Source organism: Segatella copri (genome assembly GCF_002224675.1).
Classification (GTDB): Bacteria; Bacteroidota; Bacteroidia; order Bacteroidales; family Bacteroidaceae; genus Prevotella; species Prevotella copri_U.
In genome coordinates this window covers 43,922-60,294 of sequence record NZ_NMPZ01000009.1, presented here as the reverse complement: position 1 = coordinate 60,294, position 16,373 = coordinate 43,922, and the positions used below count along the sequence as shown (strand labels likewise).

The following is a 16,373-nucleotide window of genomic DNA, read 5'->3' as shown; positions in this document are numbered from 1 at the left end:
ATGAGTTTATCGATTATTTAAATGTTTTTTTGTTTTTTTTACCAAATCTTCCAGAATCATTTGTAACTGAAAAAAAATGGGAAAAAATATTACGCAAATTAATTAAAAAATCATAACATTATGGTTATGAAATAACCAGTCTTTTTAGGAGATATTGATTAGGGCACGAAAAACCGCAAAGAAATTTTTAGGTATCACTGAAATTTCCAAAAGAGTCCAAAGACAAAGCAATTCAACTTGTTCAGTTCTCCTTCAGGGCTGATGTGCAAGCGAGAGAGTCGTATGTACGACGATGAGTCAGCTTGGCATAACAAGTTCTACAAGGAAGTAACCTCCAAGGTTGACGAAGACATTTTCAAACCGCTCTATACAACAGAGCGAGAGGATAATCGTGTCGGGTGTCCTCCTGAACGGGCAGTGAGCATATAAATAAACTGTGTCAGGCTATAATAATTATAACCTGACGCAGTTTATTTTACACTCTCGCATATTTGCATTTTATCCTTTCTTCTTCAGAGTATAGCTCTTACTATCCTATTTTTTAGGTTCGTTGCCAAACGAATCCTGTAAAAAAACGCTTTTATCCCCTCTCACCTTATATAATATATTGTCATTACTCGAAGGATGTACAAGTATCAATATGTTGCCGTCAAGCACTTGGGAAATACCTCTTATCTTTTGTTCAATTTGTTTCTCTTTGAATGTCCGTATCAACAAGTAGGTACCATCAGCATTTAACGTGAGCGTTGTTTCAACATTAGGCGGTAATACACTGCAATATGTTCCAGCAATGGAATCCAAGCTGACTTTGTTTTCTAAAACTGCCGTATATTCTTCAATCTTGATAGAATCAATACCTGCATCATTTTGTCCTGTGCCGCATATTTATAAGACGTAACAAATGCAATAACCAATACTGCTATAATTACCATTTTCTATTTCATAGCCGTAAAAATGTGTCCGCAATGTCAAACGTGTAGCATCACGGACACGGATGAATAGTTGAGAGTTTAATGAAAGTTAGTATGCTGAAACATTATTGATGCACGGACAAGCTCTTGCGCTGTCGTAGACAATGCGAATGCCGTTGGTCTTAATCTTGTCGAAACGAAGGATGCGCTTGTACCAAGATGGTCGTTGTCTATTATTTCTGATTAATTTTCTTTTTAATTTCATTCGCCTCTTTAAATAGGCTATTAGCAATGCTATCTTTAATTGCTGCTATTTCTATCATTTCATAATGGTGGCGAACAGAATCCTCATAAGCAGTAACACGATTTCTCACATTCTCAATAACTTCTTTATTTGGGCATACGGAGAAGTTCTTTTCGATGTATCGGACATTTCGATCATCAGATGGAAGAACCATCTTCAATGCCCGATATTTCAAGTCTGCAATCTCCAAAGCTTGATGCTCTTGCCATTGGGTGAGATTACCCCAAATGGAGATGACAAGAGATAGAGCCAAGCCTCCAATTAAAAGAAGAACATACTTTGAAGTTGGCTCGAAGCGATGAGTCACTACTTTCTTCAGAGGTGTGTTATCCATTGCGTGAAGTTTGTCCTGCACATTTTTTGATGTGGCATTCAGCTCTTGTTTCACCTGATTAATGGTATCAAACAAGAGTTTGCTTCGCTGTTCATCTTTGCTTGCTTCTTTCTTGGTAAGGTCGGTAAAAATACAGATAGCCTCTCTTAATCTTACCAATTTGTCAATAGCTTCCCCTTCTTTTACAGCCATAGCAAGAATAGCTTTTTCAAGTTTGCTTGTATCAACACTTACAGAGACCGGAGTGCTTTCCGCCTCTGTATTCTTTAGTGAGGCAGAAAGTTCATTGACTTTTTGCTCCAATCTCTCAACTGTGCCGTAGATGGCTTCTAACATTTCTTCTTTCATGTTCGATTCTAATTTTAAGTTTATGACTTGCATCAAAGGCTGAAGCCCTTTCTGCGTTTCCTCTTTTTCTTCTTGGCGGATTCATCCTCTGGGAATGACTCATAAGTTTGGGCATTAGACGGAGCGAACAAGCCGATGGAAGAAATACCGTCCCAAGGGTCCTGGCTGCTATCCGACATGGATGGTTCATGGTTGCTCTTGTGATAGCCTTGCTCGTATTGCAGAGTAGAGTTGGATTTTGGTGATACATGGTTCTCCATTCCCTCAAACCTTGCATTCAGTTTGCCAAAGCTATAGCCTCGGCTAATCTGCGTACCCTTGAAGCTATATCCGTCCTTACTGAATCGGATGCCTTGTACCTTGGTTCTCTCCTTGTCCTTATAGACAAGCTCCAAGCGAACACCTCGTTTTTCAAGCCCACTCTTGAACTTCTGCCAGCTATCTGCAACTTTTAAGGCATCTTTGACTGCATTGTGAATCTCGTATTTGGCACGCTCAGCATTGTGTAACTTGCGAGTATTAGTATTGCTCTTGTCCGTTCCGTAAGTCAGCCCATACTTTGATTTTAGAGCCTTGGTCACTTGCTCATTACGCCTATAATCATTCCTGTCTGATATGAGTTTGCCCTCGTTATTGATGCGGTTGTACACAATATGACAATGTGGATTGTCCGTATTGTGATGCCTTACGATGATGAATTGGGTATCGGTGATGCCTATCATCTGCATGTATTCAAGGGCTATCTTAGCCATGAACTCATCCGTCAAACGTGGCTTGTCCTCTGGTTTGAAGCTCAAAGCAATGTGTCCCACAGGCTTCTTTATCCTTGGATTTAGCTGTCTTTGCAGCTCAAAACTTTGCGTTATCTCGGCATTCGTGCCGAGCAGAACACCATCGGAAGCAAGGATTTTCGCCTCGTCCTTGCCTATCACGTAGCGGATGCAACCACCAAATGATGCGCCTTTCTTTAGCTTTCCTATCATGTGGTATCCTCCTTTCTGTTCATTCCGCTTGGCTTCGGTTTAGAACTTGCTTGGCGATACTCGCCAAGGATTGCTTTCAATCTTCTCAACAAGTCCACCACATATACATGGGTTTCATGGAAACCTCTCTGATGCGACAGCTTGGTAAGTTGGTTGAGGTTGTTCGCCATGCCTATGAGACTCTTAGCGATGGCTACCGTCTCTGCGTTGTGTCCGCTGACCACCTCGCCATTCAAGGCGGACTCACGAATGTACTCCGCCAATTTGCGGTTGGCTTTTCTTGCCCTCAGTCTCAAAGCCTCGTAGCTTGGCTTCGAGAACTTCACCGTGACAGACTTCGACAGCTTGCGAACCCTGCCCGTAGACGGTCTTCCGCCCTTTTTCCTATTCTGTTCCTGTATGTTTGTCATTCGATATACTGTTTACAGTTGGTACACTCACTTTCTGCGACCGTCGGGAGCAAAATTCCTCCGCCCTCATGGTGGAGCGAGGCGTTTTTGGGTTCCCAAAACATAACCTTGCTCCCTCTCAGAACACGTTAGTTGGAACTACAGCCTTTCAGCTATCCACGTCCAAGGTCGCAGACCTTAATTCTCACAATTTGCGCCAAGCCTCGAAGTCCTCTTCATAAAGGCTTAGGTGGTGGCGCACGATGTTCTCGATGATGCCCGATACGCTCATGCGTCTCCCTCCGAGGATGCGGACGACACGATCAAGACGGTCTCGTACATCGGAACTGACGAAGACTGGCTTGCGGTCGTCAATCCTTGGAACTTGGAGGAAGGTCTGCTGATACTCCTCCAATGTCGCCTTGCGCTGCTTGCCACTGATGCGCTTCTGCGGATTCGGTGGCGATTGAGCCTCGTTCGTTGATGTTTCCTCTCTATAGGGAGTTGTTGCAGCAACTTTCTCTACAATTGCTCTCAACTCTGGGTTCTCTACATCATCATAGAGAGAATCACAACTACTTGGATTGGCTTTGTTGCCATACGTAGATGGTTTAACAAAATCCAAATACTCTTTTTCCATCAGCTCCTTTTGATCAGGAGCCAATACTACATCTTTTGTTCTTGCCATAGCTTATGCTGTTTTATTTGTTAGTATAGTGGTCACGGTTTGCACCATTGACCGATTGTCGGGTGCAAAGTAAGTGTACTGAGTGCAGCCATGCAACTGATTGGGTGTAACGTGGCAATTTAGTTGTGGCTTGCTTATCTGCATACCGAGATAGTTGTGAGAACTTCAACGTATTTCTCAACTCATCATTGTTCATGTATTCGTTGCAGTCGTGCAAGTTTTTCTTGTTGTTTTTGGCGTTGAAGTCGGCAAACCCCGGCAACATACTGCCACAGAAATTGAAAACGCTTGTTTTTAGATTGCCGTGCCTTATCTTTGCACTCACAAACGTAGAGCACTGCATATGCGTGGAGCTTTGCGACATACAAAATAGTATCAACTTAAAAAAAAGAAAAGTATGGGATTCATCGTATTCGAGGAAGAGGCATTCAACTATCTTGATGCCCAGTTGAAGAACTTCGTGAAGCGCATGGACAGAATCCGTGAACGCAGTGAGGACAAGACCATGAACAAGTGGCTCGACACGCAGGACGTGTGTCAGACGCTCAACATCTGCCCACGGACAGTGCAGACGCTTCGGGACAACGGAACATTGGCTTATACGCAAATCAGCCACAAGACCTACTACAAGCCGGAGGACGTGATGGCTATCGTAGCTGTAGTGGAGGACAGGAAAAAGGACATGCGCTTTCGCAAGCGCACAGGTTAGGAGGCTGTCAATATACAACAGCCACTTTATCCAATGCAGCAAGTAAACCGAGTAACGTAAGTATTAACAATAAAACGAGACAACTATGAACAATGAAGTAATGACAAGAAACAGCGAGTGGATGAACCACATCGTGAACCACCTCAACCGAATGGTTGACAATTTTGAACGTGTCGTGATGAACTACCGCCCCATGCTTGACGGTGAGCGCTTCATGACGGACAAGGAGCTTTGTGCCAGACTGCAACTGAGCCGAAGAACCCTGCAGGACTACCGAAACAACGGTGTCATCCCGTATATCCAGCTTGGCGGAAAGATACTCTACCGCGAGTCCGACATTCAGAAGATTCTGATGGCTAACTATCGTGAGGCGTACAGAATGAAGGGCTTGTAGGAGAAATACATGTCCTTGATGAGTGGGGTGAAATGAACAAGGCGACAACGTATAACTTACCGAGCGTGGTTGTTATAGGTTGTAGCCTCATTTTATTGGCTATACCGAGTTGGTCGTGTTTGCCGGGTGTTCTCCGTATGGTCTGTATAAAATCTAATACCATGCTAAAACACACTGCGGAGGTTCGCCCAAGTGGCTGGAGGCGCAAAGCCTCCAAGGAACGTTGCTTGAAGGATTCCTATACAATTAGGAATCATCTCTCTTCATTCTTTTGCATTACATACTACTCATGCAATGCCAAAATATTAACATGCACCAAAATATTATATAGACTATGGAGATAAGAAAAAACACCTTTTTCTTCTTCGATTTTAAAAGGTGAAGTACAAATCCACTATAAATGGAAAAAACAGGTATTATAAGTATTTTAAACCATCCTATAACATCATAATATGAATAAAAAAAGTACAAGCGTATGTTGCCCAGTACAAACATATCACAAATGCCATTACAAATTTCAAAAAGACAAATGTCACTTGTTTGTTTTTTAGGTACAATAGGAAATATGCTATAGGAACAACTGTTGCAAATAGCATATCTCCTCTCCATATTATATAAAAATCCAAAAGTCTCATTTTAGTTCATTATTTGTTTGACACTGCAATTTTAGAGAAATAAATTGAATAAAGCAAATGAATTTAAAACCTTTATAAAATTTTAACACATTAGTTTTCAAAGAATAGAGGTCATTGATGAAAAATGTAATTGCTACACCATTATATTCTTCGACCACAGGCAGACCAACTTCGGGCGGTTGGTCTGCTTTTTGATGATGGCTTGCATGATGAACTCCCGAAAGGCTCTGCTCTCAATGCTGTCAATACGGAAGGCTACCGCAATGACGAGTTCTAGGCTATACACATCATAGCTGATGCGGTCGTTCTTCCTGACATGACGACGCACACCCTGCTCTTTCAGAATGCCGTCTTCGAATACAGCCTTGACAGCCTTGCGCACATAGCAGCCGAACACATTATACATGTCGGCAATCTCCTGCATGGTCATCCATACAGTATCGGTCGGCATGGATACCGTTCCGCTCTCGCTGATAGTTATAACTCCTCTGTTCATTTTCCAATAGTTTTTTCGTTCGATAATCTGTTCCTTTCTCGCTTGGCAATAAGCTTATCCATGTCATTTGAAATCTTCTGCTCCGTCACCTGCGCATAGACCTGTGTGCTTGTGATGTCTGCGTGTCCCATCATCTTGGCTATGCTGCCGATGGGAATGTCCTCGTTGAGCATCAAGACTCCGAATGTATGGCGGCTGGCGTGGAATCCCAACTTATTACTTATGCCAAGCACCATTCCAAGGGTATGCACATCAAGATAGATGTCTTTCTTCTCACCCAGTGGAAAAACAGGCTTGCTGTCGTCCGTGGTATTGTAGAGCGAAAGAATCTTCTCGGCTATCGGATGGAGTGGCACGAAGAACTCCACGCCTGTCTTCTCTCTTTCCTTGCGGATGAACTTCCTACCCTCGGAGTTCTCACTGATATGGTGAGGGTACAGTTTCTTTACATCTATATAGGATAAGGAGGTGAGCGAGGCAAAAATGAAACATCTGCGTGCAAGCTCCGTTCGCTCGTCAGCCATCGGGGTAGAGAGCATCTTGATGAAGTCTGCCTTGCTGATATGGGTCATCTTCGGGGCTGCCTTCTTCTCATACCCTATCTTGGCTATGGGATTGAAGCGGATAATGCTCCTGTCCACTGCCTTGTACATCAACATGTTCAGCCAGAGAAGGCAATGGTTCACGTAGCTGTCGATGCGTCCCTGGTCTCGTTTCAGAAATAGCTTGTATTCCTCCCCGAAATTCTCGTCTATGTCCTCAAAGGCGATGTCGTCCTTATCCAACGAATGGACAAAGGCTCTCAGGTTCTTCTGCCATGTTCGCTTGTGCAGAAAGGTTTGTCTGGCTTTTGAGGTTCGATACCATTCCACGATGGTATCACCAAAGTTCAGCAAGAACCTTCCTGTCGTGTCCTTGTCCTTCAACACAGCCTTCAGCATTTCCACGGTGATGATGCCATTGGCGGTAAGAAGTGAGTTGTATTTATCCTTGACCTCAGCAAGGAAACTTGCCAATCGTCCGTTGTCCCTTGCGTTCCGTACCTCTCCCTTCTTGGCGTTCCACTCCTGTGGGGTACAGGATATGCCTGTGGAAATGGCTGCACTTTTGCCGTCAACGGTGATGCGGCAAAGTATGTTGGCTGTTCCGTCTGCCTTCACCTTCTGTCTGTTGATGTAAGGCAAAATTGAAAATGTACTTCTGCTCATAGTTGTTGTCCTTATAATAATGTAGTTGAAACTGTAAAAAGAAAAGTTGAAAGCCTTGTTCATAATGCGAGAACGAAGTCCTTCTCGGTTGCAGCGATGAACTTGTCCATGTCCTCAAACAGCTTCTTTTGGGTTACTCTCGCATACCGCTGCGTCATCTTCACATCCTTGTGACCGAGCATCTTGCAGATGGTCTCCATCGGCACACCAGCCTCCAGCGTAATGAGGCTGGCGAACGAGTGTCGTCCCGAATGGTAGGAATAGGTCTTGCTCGTTTCCGCCAACTTGCAGATGGTGATGAGATCGATACGAACACGATTCGTGTTCAGCAATGGGAAAAGGGTATCTCTTGCCCCGTCCTCGTATTTCGCCATCAGCTCCAACGCCTCGGGCAGGAGTTTCACCCTGGCAAGTGTTCCGGTCTTCTTGCGGTTATAGATGAGCCATTTGTCGCCATCCTCCAACACCTTGACATTGGCTTTCGTGATGGAAACGGTGTCTATGAAGGCTGTTCCTGCATAGCAGGCGAAAAGAAACATGTCACGGCTAACGGATAGTCTCGGCTTGTCTTCGGGCAGTTCCGCATCACGGATTTTTATGAAATCAGACATGCTGAGAGCCTTGGGTGTCGTAACCTTTGGAGTGCCAACCCGATAATGGGCGAACAGCAGGTTCTTGCACAAACCTCGCTCAAAGGCGATGCGGCACATCTTCTTGAAGAGCGACACATAGATGGTGATGGTTCCTGATGAAAAGCCTTTCTCGTCAAGCAAGTAATGGTGAAAGTCACTGATGAAAGGCTCGGTCAGCTGTCCGAAAGCCAAGTCTGTCAACCTATACTTCTCCCCGATGAACTCAGCGAGATTCTTGCGAATCTTTCTGTAAGTCCAGACACTGCTCTTCGACATATCGATGCCCTCATGGGTGCTGAGTTCACTGATATGCTCGTCCACGAAGGAGAGAAGGGTGGTCTGTGTCTTGACGCTGCCCTGCAAAGCCTCCTTGACATCCTTAGCCTCGAAGTCCGTTCTCTTTTCCACAAGCACATCGAAAGCCTTTTGGATGGAAAGCAACAACTGCTCGATGTCCTTGTTGGTCTCCACGGCTTCCTTGCTCTTGCCCTCCAATCGGCTGGCACGAGGATTCCAAAGCGATGGAGTGCAAGACAACTTGCAGGAGAACTGCGCCATAGTCCTGTTCACCGTGATGCGTCCCATGATGGGAGCTTTTCCATTCTTGTCCATTCCGCTCTTTTTTAGGTAGAGCAACACCTTGAATTTTTCGATTTTCATAACGCTTACATTTTGAGTGTGCAAATATAATCATTTTGTAAGCGTTCCTTGATACGCAAAACATTGAGAATCAGTGCAATAAAATCCGTTGATGCACAAAGTTGCCTTTCCGCATTGTTACCTGCTTTGCATAGGTAACTGTGGCTCACGATTTAGTAACTGAACTACTTCAATATTCCTCACTCGCTTGCTTTATGTCGATTTGGCAACTTTGTGCAAATCTACTCATTCCCAACTGTTTACGTTCCAACCTCTCTTATTCTCCTTTGGCTGCTTTAGAGCTTTATGTTAATAATCCTAACTCGTAATTTCTTGGGTGACAACTCAATGTTTTGTGCCGCATCACTCAATGTTTTCTTATCAATAACTCTTCGTTTAAATGATGGAATCACATGGGGGCAGTTTCAGTTTTTCAAATGGACATTAAACCATAGGGTAGAGATAGGTAAGATTTATTAAGGTTGTTAAAATGTAAAGATATTAATCTTCTTTGCGCTTCTCTTTCATATATAGGATATATTATATTCTTATAAGTATATAATATATTAATATATAGATATCTATATATATACTATATAATATATATTATAAATAATATTATCTATATATAATATAGCTTATGTTATGAAGAATGATAGATTGATGTATCTTGAAATAAGTGATACTGTCCCTATGTGAGTAGGAAAAATCTCAATGGGAGTAGAAAGATTCCTGATATGAGTAGAAACTTGCGGAAACGTTTGGTGGTCTTGGATATTTTTCGTAATTTTGTGGTGTGTTGAAAATAACTTCAACCGTCAACTAATAAATACTAAACAAAATGGAAGAAAACAAAGAGAATCAGAAAGATCTTTTGTTTGAAGACGAAGAGGAGGAAGAGGAACTTCCCCCTGCGATGCCGGAAAAACTGCCATCGCTTATCAAGCTCCTAGTGAGTCGTACCCCTGACATCTACAAGCCAGCCGTGGCTCATGCCGTATTCCCATCTCTCGCCGCCCACCTCTATCAGGTAAGCTTCGAGTATGTAGATGGTGTAGAACACGAAGCAACACTGATGAACGTGCTCATGGCCCCCACAGGTGCAGGAAAGAGCTGCGTGAATGCTCCGATTAATCACATCATGGCCGATATCCGCAAGCGGGATGAGGTGAACCTGCAGCGAGAGAAAGAGTGGAAGCTGGAGGTGAATACGATGGGTACGCACAAGTATAAGCCGAAGCGTCCTACCGACCTGATGGTGCAGGAAGTGGATCCGGACATGACTTCGGCAGCCTTCGTGCAGCGAATGTATGATGCCAAGGGCCATTTCCTCTACTCCAACATGAACGAGATTGATCAGTGGGATGCCATCGAGGATGGCGGAAAGGGCAAGCAGAGAGGCAGAAAATGGACTATCATGTGCCTCGCCTTTGACCCCGGTAACTCCTTCGGGCAGACCCGCGCTATGCCCGGTTCTGTGAACGAAAGGGTACACATCCTCTATAACTGGAATGCCTGTACCACCATCGGTCACGGTCGTCAGTTCTTCAAGAAGGTGGTATCAGATGGTCCGCTCTCCCGCATCAATTTCTGTACCATTCCGCCCCGTGAAATCGGTTCTGATATGCCGGTGTATGGCGATTATGATGAGGCATTCGATGAGGAGCTTCGTCCTTACATCAATCGCCTGTGCAAGGTGCGCGGCAAGATAGACTGTCCTCAGGCCGTCCGTCTCATCAACGAACTCATGGAGGAATGTCGTGATTTCTCTATCTGCAGTCAGGACCGCATCTACGAGAATTTCTCATTCCGTGCTCTCGTGATAGCTTATCTCAAGGCTTGTGTGCTCTATGTGGCAAACGGTTGCAAGTGGGAGGATGAGATAGATGATTTCATCCGCTGGTCGCTGCATTATGATCTGTGGTGCAAGATGCGCTTCTTTTGGGATCTGATAGATGATGAGAGACATCAGCGTTTCACCTCCCGCGGTCCGCAGAATCTTCTCCAGCAATTGCCTGATGATTTTACCTGGGAGGCATTGGAAAAGCTTCGTGACGAGGCCAACCTGAAGCCTGGCGGTACCCGGGAGATGCTGAAGAGCTGGATGAAGCGGGGGTATCTGGAATATGATGTGGTGAGCAGAAAGACGCTTTTCCGCAAGAGTGCTTTCGGAAAAGCATAGTCGAAAAGTAGAATAAGATGCTCTCAGATAGGGGCAGTTTCAGTTGTTTTTTCAGACATTCAACTGAAGCTGCCCCTCTTTTTTATATGAAGTTTTGGGAAATGCAAATCCCCAACCCGCTAAGAAAAGCGGGTTGGGGAAATTATGATAGATTTCGCTTCCGTCAGAAAATATCCGAATGTGAATTAGAGTGGATACTCCTCGAAAGCATAGAGTACAGTGCTTAAATAACGCTCGCCAGTATCTGGCAAGAGGGCAACAATCTTCTTGCCCTTGTTCTCTGGACGCTTCGCAATCTCGGTGGCTGCAAAGGCGGCGGCACCTGATGAGATTCCTACCAAGAGGCCCTCGGTCTGAGCCAAATCACGACCTGCCTTGATGGCATCATCGTTCTGAATATCCAATACCTCATCGATGAATTCTGAAGAGTAGGTCTCTGGAATGAAACCGGCACCGATGCCCTGAATCTTGTGAGGACCGCTCTGTCCGCCGTTCAATACAGGCGATGTGGCAGGCTCTACGGCAATCACCTTCACGTTAGGATTCTGCTCCTTCAGGTACTTGGCGATACCCGAAATGGTTCCGCCTGTTCCTACACCGGCTACGAAGATATCAATCTCGCCATCGGTATCAGCCCAGATTTCTGGTCCAGTTGTGGCATAGTGCTTGGCAGGATTGGCTGGGTTGGTAAACTGTCCCAGAATCACGGAACCCGGAATGGAATCACGGAGTTCCTCGGCAGCCTTGATGGCGCCAGGCATTCCGTCCTTACCGCTGGTCAATCTCACTTCAGCACCGTAAGCCTTCACCAGGTTTCTGCGCTCCACGCTCATGGTTTCAGGCATGGTGAGGATGAGGTGGTAGCCCTTTACGGCTGATACCAGAGCCAAACCTACACCCGTGTTACCGCTGGTTGGTTCGATGATGGTGGCACCTGGTTTCAGGATGCCCTTCTGCTCAGCGTCTTCGATCATCGCAAGTGCGACACGATCCTTTACGCTTCCGCCAGGATTGAAGAATTCTACCTTGGCAATTACAGGAGTCTCCAAACCCTTGGATGCTGAATACTTACCCAATTCTACCAATGGGGTCTTACCGATTAAATCAGTAATCTGCTTATATATCTTTGCCATAACTGTACTCTAATTTAAATCATTAATAATATTTACTTTACGTAGGTAAATGCCTCATCGAGTGCCTCAATCAGGTCGTCGATGTTCTCGATACCGATGCTCAATCGAACGGTAGAAGGATAGATGTGCTGCTCCTCCAATTCCTCTGGGCTCAACTGAGAGTGAGTGGTTGTTGCTGGGTGGATAACCAGTGACTTCACGTCGGCTACGTTAGCCAGCAAAGAGAAGATGCGCAGGTGGTCGATGAACTCCCATGCCTCTTTCTCGCCGCCCTTGATATCGAAGGTGAAGATAGAACCACCGCCGTTAGGGAAGAGCTTCTTGTAAAGTTCGTGGTCTGGATGAGAAGGAACGGCTGGGTGATTAACCTTAGCCACCTTAGGGTTATTCTCCAGATACTCTACCACCTTCAATGCATTCTGAACGTGACGCTCTACACGGAGGCTCAATGTCTCCAAGCCCTGAAGAAGAATCCAGGCATTGAATGGAGAGATGGTTGCACCGGTATCACGAAGGATGACCGCACGGATTCTGGTTACGAAGGCTGCTGCTCCGGCTACATCTGCGAATACGGCACCATGATAAGATGGGTCTGGCTTAGCGAGAGTAGGGAACTTGTCGGCATTTGCCTTCCAGTCGAACTTACCGCCATCTACGATGACACCACCGAGAGATGAACCGTGACCGCCGATGAACTTGGTTGCAGAGTGAACCACGATATCTGCTCCGTGCTCGATAGGACGGATGAGGTATGGGGTGCCGAAGGTATTATCGATAATCAATGGGATGTTGTGGCGATGAGCAATCTCTGCCAACTTATCGATATCGGTTACATCAGAGTTAGGGTTTCCGAAGGTCTCTGCATAGAGTGCCTTGGTATTGTCCTGGATGGCAGCCTCTACCTGCTCGAAGTTGCGAGGATCCACGATGGTGTAGCTTACACCCTGTGTGGATAATGTATGAGTGATGAGGTTATAAGTACCACCATAGATGTTGTCGGCAGCTACGATGTGGTCGCCATTCTGAAGGATGTTCTGCAGAGCGTAGGTAACGGCGGCAGCACCAGAAGCGACAGCCAAACCGGCTACACCACCTTCGAGGGCAGCTACACGGTCTTCGAATACACCCTGAGTAGAGTTGGTCAAGCGACCATAGATGTTACCTGCGTCACGGAGTCCGAAGCGATCGGCAGCGTGCTGAGAGTTGCGGAACACGTAACTTGTGGTCTGGTAGATAGGCACCGCACGTGCGTCGGTAGCTGGATCTGGATTTTCCTGACCTACATGCAACTGAAGTGTCTCAAAGCGAAGTTTCTTTTCTGTACTCATAATCTATGTCCTTTCTTTAATTTTACGTTAATATTCAATCTTATTCATTTATATAAATTGCCGCCCAGAAATCAGATAGACTGTTTGTTCTGATTGACGCTGCAAAGGTACGGCGATTTTTTGGATTCTGAAATAGCATATGAGTAGTATTCCTGCTACCACGTTTGTGGTATTCGGGCATTTTTTAGCAGAAAAATGGGCAAAATTCCCGAATTTGGCCGAATATTTTTCCCGAATTTGGCCGTTTTTAATTCCCGAATTTGGCAGAATAAAAAACTGTCCTCATCTGAATGGGTGTTTCAGATGGGGACAGTTTCAGTTATGTTTTGCTACATTACAGCTATATTTCTGCTACATTGCAGCTATGTTACAATCTGAATCCTAAGCCGATGGTCATCGGGTAGCACTCGGGAGCCTTGGTCTTCTTGAGCAGCGGGGTTACTCCGGCACGGGCGTAGAGCATCACTCCTGAGTAGCCGGCACGGGCTTCCAGGTTCAGGCCGATAGGGTTGAGGTTGATATCGCCCGTTTCGGTATGCTTGTGCTTTCCGATGAAGTAGCGGGAATGCTCATGCCAGCGGTATTCTACCGATGGACCTAACGCCAGGAATGCATCATGGCATCCTATGCGCTTCTGCCACTCCAGCATGATAGGCAGGCGGAGCACATTGTAGCTGATATAGCTTTTCTTCAGCGTTTCGCCTTCTATCGGAGTCATTGCCGATACCCCGTTTTCGGTGCTTAATACATAATTGTCCTTGAAATGGTGGTGTACCTGTCCGATGGAGAGAGAGGAGGTGAGCGCCATTTCGTTGGAAAGGCGGAAGCAGAGACTGGTGAGGGTGATGCCCCATTCCCACGACTTGGAGTCGCGACTGTGCATCTCGTTGTTGCCTCCCATGCTTCCCCTGCTGCCTGGCAACTGGCTGCAGCCGAAGAAGAAGGTTGGATAATGACTCTCCAGACTGCGCTTGCGCTTGCTCAAGGTCTGAGGGATGAATGGTGAGGTGACAAATACCTTTTCTACTTCCTGACCATCTACGAATTGGGTTTCTGAAATCTTGGTCATCTCGTTCATCTCGTTGCCGTTCATCTTATATATCTTCACAGAAGTCTGTTCGCCATCCTGCCTGATGACGATGTTCTGGTCGTTCACTCTGATTGTGGTGTCGTTAGCCTCTACCGAGGCTGGTGCACTGTTGCTGTTGGTTTCAGCAAGGGCGAAGGCTGGCATCATGGCAGCCATCATCATTACGTTTTTGATATTCATAATACTTTATTTTATGTTGTTTCTTATTCTTATTGAGAGGATTCCTGTAGGAAGATGCTGTTTCTATCTTCTGGAATAGCAGAGTTGCATGATATCTTTGGGCGACAGGTCGCCTTCGATATAAATCACGGTTCCCTTGCTTTCACTCGGATTGCTGAAGAGGATAAAGCGGTTGTCTCCATTGCTCAAGGGGGCCATCATGTAATAGCCGCTCACCATCTTGCCATTCTCCACCACCTCTCTGATTTTCTTTGCAGCCTTGCGGTCGGCCTTCAGATAGTGGGCTATTTCCGTGGCATGGTACTTATATACCAGGCTCTTGTATATCTTGAGTTTGTAACCTTTGAGTTGCGTATTCTGCATCGTAACCATCTTGCATCCCTTGGCGTGTCCGAAGCGTTGGAATATACTTTTTACGTACAGCCCCTCCTGGGCATTAGCCGAAATCGAGGCTACCACGATAAGAAGCAGTCCGATGAAGAAGCGTTTTATCAAGTTGCATCGTTTCATATTCTATACCTTATTATATATATTATACTTTATAGTTTGATTGATTGTTTCATCTAAAAGATGAATTTATTGTTTCATCATATCCAGGGCACTGAATGGATCTTCGGAATCTGCCGAAACATCTTCCAGGGCATCCAGGGCTTCGTTATGAACGAACTCCTGGTCGGTATAAACCTTTCCATCGATAACCGCATAACATTCAGGCTGAGGCTGGGCTATCTTCTGGATGCACACAATCAGGAATGCGATGATAGCGGCGGCTGCCACAGAAGTGCCGAAATATTTGAGCCATCTGCTGCGAGAAGCTTCCTTCTTTGTAAAAGTTTCCTTCTTTGGAGAAGTTTCCTCTTCCTTTCCTTTTTTCTTTGGGATATTCTTTTCTTCATCTTCTAGAATATCCTCCTTTTCTATCTCCTTCTCTTCTTCTTTTAGAATTTGAGAAAGATTCATCTGTTCGAATCCGATATAGCTGAAGAGGGCTCGATAGGATTCCCATTCTTCCGGAATATCATTGCCATGCTCTTCGAAATATTTTCTGAGCGTTGCCTCTTCCTCATTGGAAGTGGCTCCATCCATATACTTGTCGAGCAAGTTCTGTATCGTCTTGAATTCATTGGTATTCTTGAATTCATCGATTCTTTTTATTTTATCGTTCATCTTCTTTCCTCCTTCTTTATTTTGTTCTGTTCTGTTTCACGATATTCATATAGGTCTCTCTGATTTTGAGTCGGGCTCGGGAGAGATTCTTTCGGAGATTATCAGCTGTGCATCCCGTTATCTGCATGATTTCATCGGCAGTATAGCCTTCTATCTCCTTCATGCGGAATATCTGCTGCTGCAAGGGCGGGAGCTGTGCCACTATCTGTTTGATGAGATTTACCTCGTCCCGTTGCTCTGCCCGCCGGTCTTCTATGGGTACTTCCATCACCTTGTCGGTGGTGAAGTTCCGCTCCTCATGTCGGCACTGGTCATAAAACTTGTTGCGCATGATGGTGATGGCGAGCGCCTTGAGGTTATCTTCTGCCTGGATATTCTGGCGCATGTCCCACAGCCTGAGCATGACTTCCTGCACGAGGTCTTCGGCATTGTCGTCACTCTCAGTCAACCTTAGCGCATACGCTTTCAAGTTGCTGCGCATCGGTAGGATGATATGGTTGAATTCTTCTGTTCTCATAACCTTAACACTCTATAGACGTATGAAATTGAAAAATCGGACATCTTAAAAAAGATTTTTTTCAAAAAATGCTTTCTTTTTTCAAAGAAAAATAGTATTTTTGCAA

At 45.3% G+C, this 16,373-nt stretch carries 18 protein-coding genes; 4 read left to right on the top strand and 14 right to left on the bottom strand.

Features of this window, described 5'->3' with window-relative positions; genetic code table 11:
• The first annotated feature begins 261 nt into the window (after positions 1 to 261).
• Positions 262 to 429 carry a hypothetical protein gene (locus CFT61_RS16915; RefSeq protein ID WP_176425535.1) on the top strand — a complete coding sequence of 56 codons (168 nt, stop codon included), beginning with the start codon at positions 262 to 264 and terminating at the stop codon, positions 427 to 429.
• A 105-nt stretch (positions 430 to 534) separates the two neighbouring features.
• Here the strand turns inward: CFT61_RS16915 and CFT61_RS17235 are convergent, their stop codons facing one another.
• The 5 genes from CFT61_RS17235 to CFT61_RS07160 form a co-directional block, all read right to left on the bottom strand.
• Positions 535 to 714 (bottom strand): hypothetical protein, encoded by a 180-nt coding sequence (locus CFT61_RS17235; RefSeq protein ID WP_233524809.1) that lies wholly within the window; start codon positions 712 to 714, stop codon positions 535 to 537.
• Positions 715 to 1,144: 430 nt separating this feature from the next.
• Positions 1,145 to 1,897, bottom strand: coding sequence for a hypothetical protein (locus tag CFT61_RS07175; RefSeq protein WP_176425534.1), 753 nt, complete (start codon positions 1,895 to 1,897; stop codon positions 1,145 to 1,147).
• A gap of 32 nt (positions 1,898 to 1,929) precedes the next feature.
• Positions 1,930 to 2,880, bottom strand: a complete 951-nt coding sequence (locus CFT61_RS07170; RefSeq protein ID WP_089543783.1) for a relaxase/mobilization nuclease domain-containing protein — start codon at positions 2,878 to 2,880, stop codon at positions 1,930 to 1,932.
• A complete protein-coding gene (locus CFT61_RS07165; protein WP_089543782.1) occupies positions 2,877 to 3,290 on the bottom strand; it encodes a plasmid mobilization protein in 414 nt (137 codons plus the stop codon). The genes CFT61_RS07170 and CFT61_RS07165 overlap by 4 nt, the downstream gene beginning before the upstream one ends.
• A gap of 184 nt (positions 3,291 to 3,474) precedes the next feature.
• Positions 3,475 to 3,957, bottom strand: coding sequence for a DUF3408 domain-containing protein (locus tag CFT61_RS07160; RefSeq protein WP_089543781.1), 483 nt, complete (start codon positions 3,955 to 3,957; stop codon positions 3,475 to 3,477).
• 397 nt (positions 3,958 to 4,354) lie between these two features.
• On the opposite strand from CFT61_RS07160, the gene CFT61_RS07150 reads away from it, so the two are divergent.
• Positions 4,355 to 4,666 (top strand): helix-turn-helix domain-containing protein, encoded by a 312-nt coding sequence (locus tag CFT61_RS07150; RefSeq protein WP_089543779.1) that lies wholly within the window; start codon positions 4,355 to 4,357, stop codon positions 4,664 to 4,666.
• Between the two features lie 85 nt (positions 4,667 to 4,751).
• On the top strand, positions 4,752 to 5,060 hold the full coding sequence (locus CFT61_RS07145; protein WP_089543778.1) for a helix-turn-helix domain-containing protein: 309 nt from the start codon (positions 4,752 to 4,754) through the stop codon (positions 5,058 to 5,060).
• Positions 5,061 to 5,828: 768 nt separating this feature from the next.
• On the opposite strand, the gene CFT61_RS07135 is transcribed toward CFT61_RS07145, so the two are convergent.
• Genes CFT61_RS07135 through CFT61_RS07125 form a run of 3 tightly spaced genes read right to left on the bottom strand, consistent with a single transcriptional unit; the run spans position 5,829 to position 8,691 of the window.
• On the bottom strand, positions 5,829 to 6,191 hold the full coding sequence (locus tag CFT61_RS07135; RefSeq protein ID WP_089543777.1) for a hypothetical protein: 363 nt from the start codon (positions 6,189 to 6,191) through the stop codon (positions 5,829 to 5,831).
• Positions 6,188 to 7,399, bottom strand: coding sequence for a site-specific integrase (locus CFT61_RS07130; protein WP_089543846.1), 1,212 nt, complete (start codon positions 7,397 to 7,399; stop codon positions 6,188 to 6,190). The genes CFT61_RS07135 and CFT61_RS07130 overlap by 4 nt, the downstream gene beginning before the upstream one ends.
• A gap of 59 nt (positions 7,400 to 7,458) precedes the next feature.
• Positions 7,459 to 8,691, bottom strand: a complete 1,233-nt coding sequence (locus CFT61_RS07125) for a site-specific integrase (RefSeq protein WP_089543776.1) — start codon at positions 8,689 to 8,691, stop codon at positions 7,459 to 7,461.
• 820 nt (positions 8,692 to 9,511) lie between these two features.
• Here CFT61_RS07125 and CFT61_RS07120 point away from each other — a divergent pair.
• Positions 9,512 to 10,852: a hypothetical protein gene (locus CFT61_RS07120; protein WP_089543775.1), complete on the top strand. Its 1,341-nt coding sequence runs from the start codon at positions 9,512 to 9,514 to the stop codon at positions 10,850 to 10,852.
• A gap of 185 nt (positions 10,853 to 11,037) precedes the next feature.
• Here CFT61_RS07120 and cysK read toward each other — a convergent pair whose 3' ends face one another.
• From cysK to CFT61_RS07090, 6 genes are all read right to left on the bottom strand, one after another.
• Entirely contained in the window at positions 11,038 to 11,985 is a 948-nt protein-coding gene (cysK, locus tag CFT61_RS07115) for a cysteine synthase A (RefSeq protein ID WP_089543774.1), read from the bottom strand.
• Between the two features lie 32 nt (positions 11,986 to 12,017).
• The gene (locus CFT61_RS07110; protein ID WP_006849406.1) at positions 12,018 to 13,313 is read right to left on the bottom strand and encodes an O-acetylhomoserine aminocarboxypropyltransferase/cysteine synthase family protein; all 1,296 of its coding nucleotides are present in this window, start codon (positions 13,311 to 13,313) and stop codon (positions 12,018 to 12,020) included.
• 367 nt (positions 13,314 to 13,680) lie between these two features.
• Positions 13,681 to 14,583 carry a hypothetical protein gene (locus CFT61_RS07105; RefSeq protein WP_089543773.1) on the bottom strand — a complete coding sequence of 301 codons (903 nt, stop codon included), beginning with the start codon at positions 14,581 to 14,583 and terminating at the stop codon, positions 13,681 to 13,683.
• Between the two features lie 63 nt (positions 14,584 to 14,646).
• Positions 14,647 to 15,093, bottom strand: a complete 447-nt coding sequence (locus CFT61_RS07100; protein ID WP_089543772.1) for a DUF6108 family protein — start codon at positions 15,091 to 15,093, stop codon at positions 14,647 to 14,649.
• Between the two features lie 66 nt (positions 15,094 to 15,159).
• The gene (locus tag CFT61_RS07095; RefSeq protein ID WP_089543771.1) at positions 15,160 to 15,750 is read right to left on the bottom strand and encodes a hypothetical protein; all 591 of its coding nucleotides are present in this window, start codon (positions 15,748 to 15,750) and stop codon (positions 15,160 to 15,162) included.
• Between the two features lie 16 nt (positions 15,751 to 15,766).
• The gene (locus CFT61_RS07090) at positions 15,767 to 16,267 is read right to left on the bottom strand and encodes an RNA polymerase sigma factor (RefSeq protein ID WP_089543770.1); all 501 of its coding nucleotides are present in this window, start codon (positions 16,265 to 16,267) and stop codon (positions 15,767 to 15,769) included.
• Between the last annotated feature and the right edge of the window lie 106 nt (positions 16,268 to 16,373).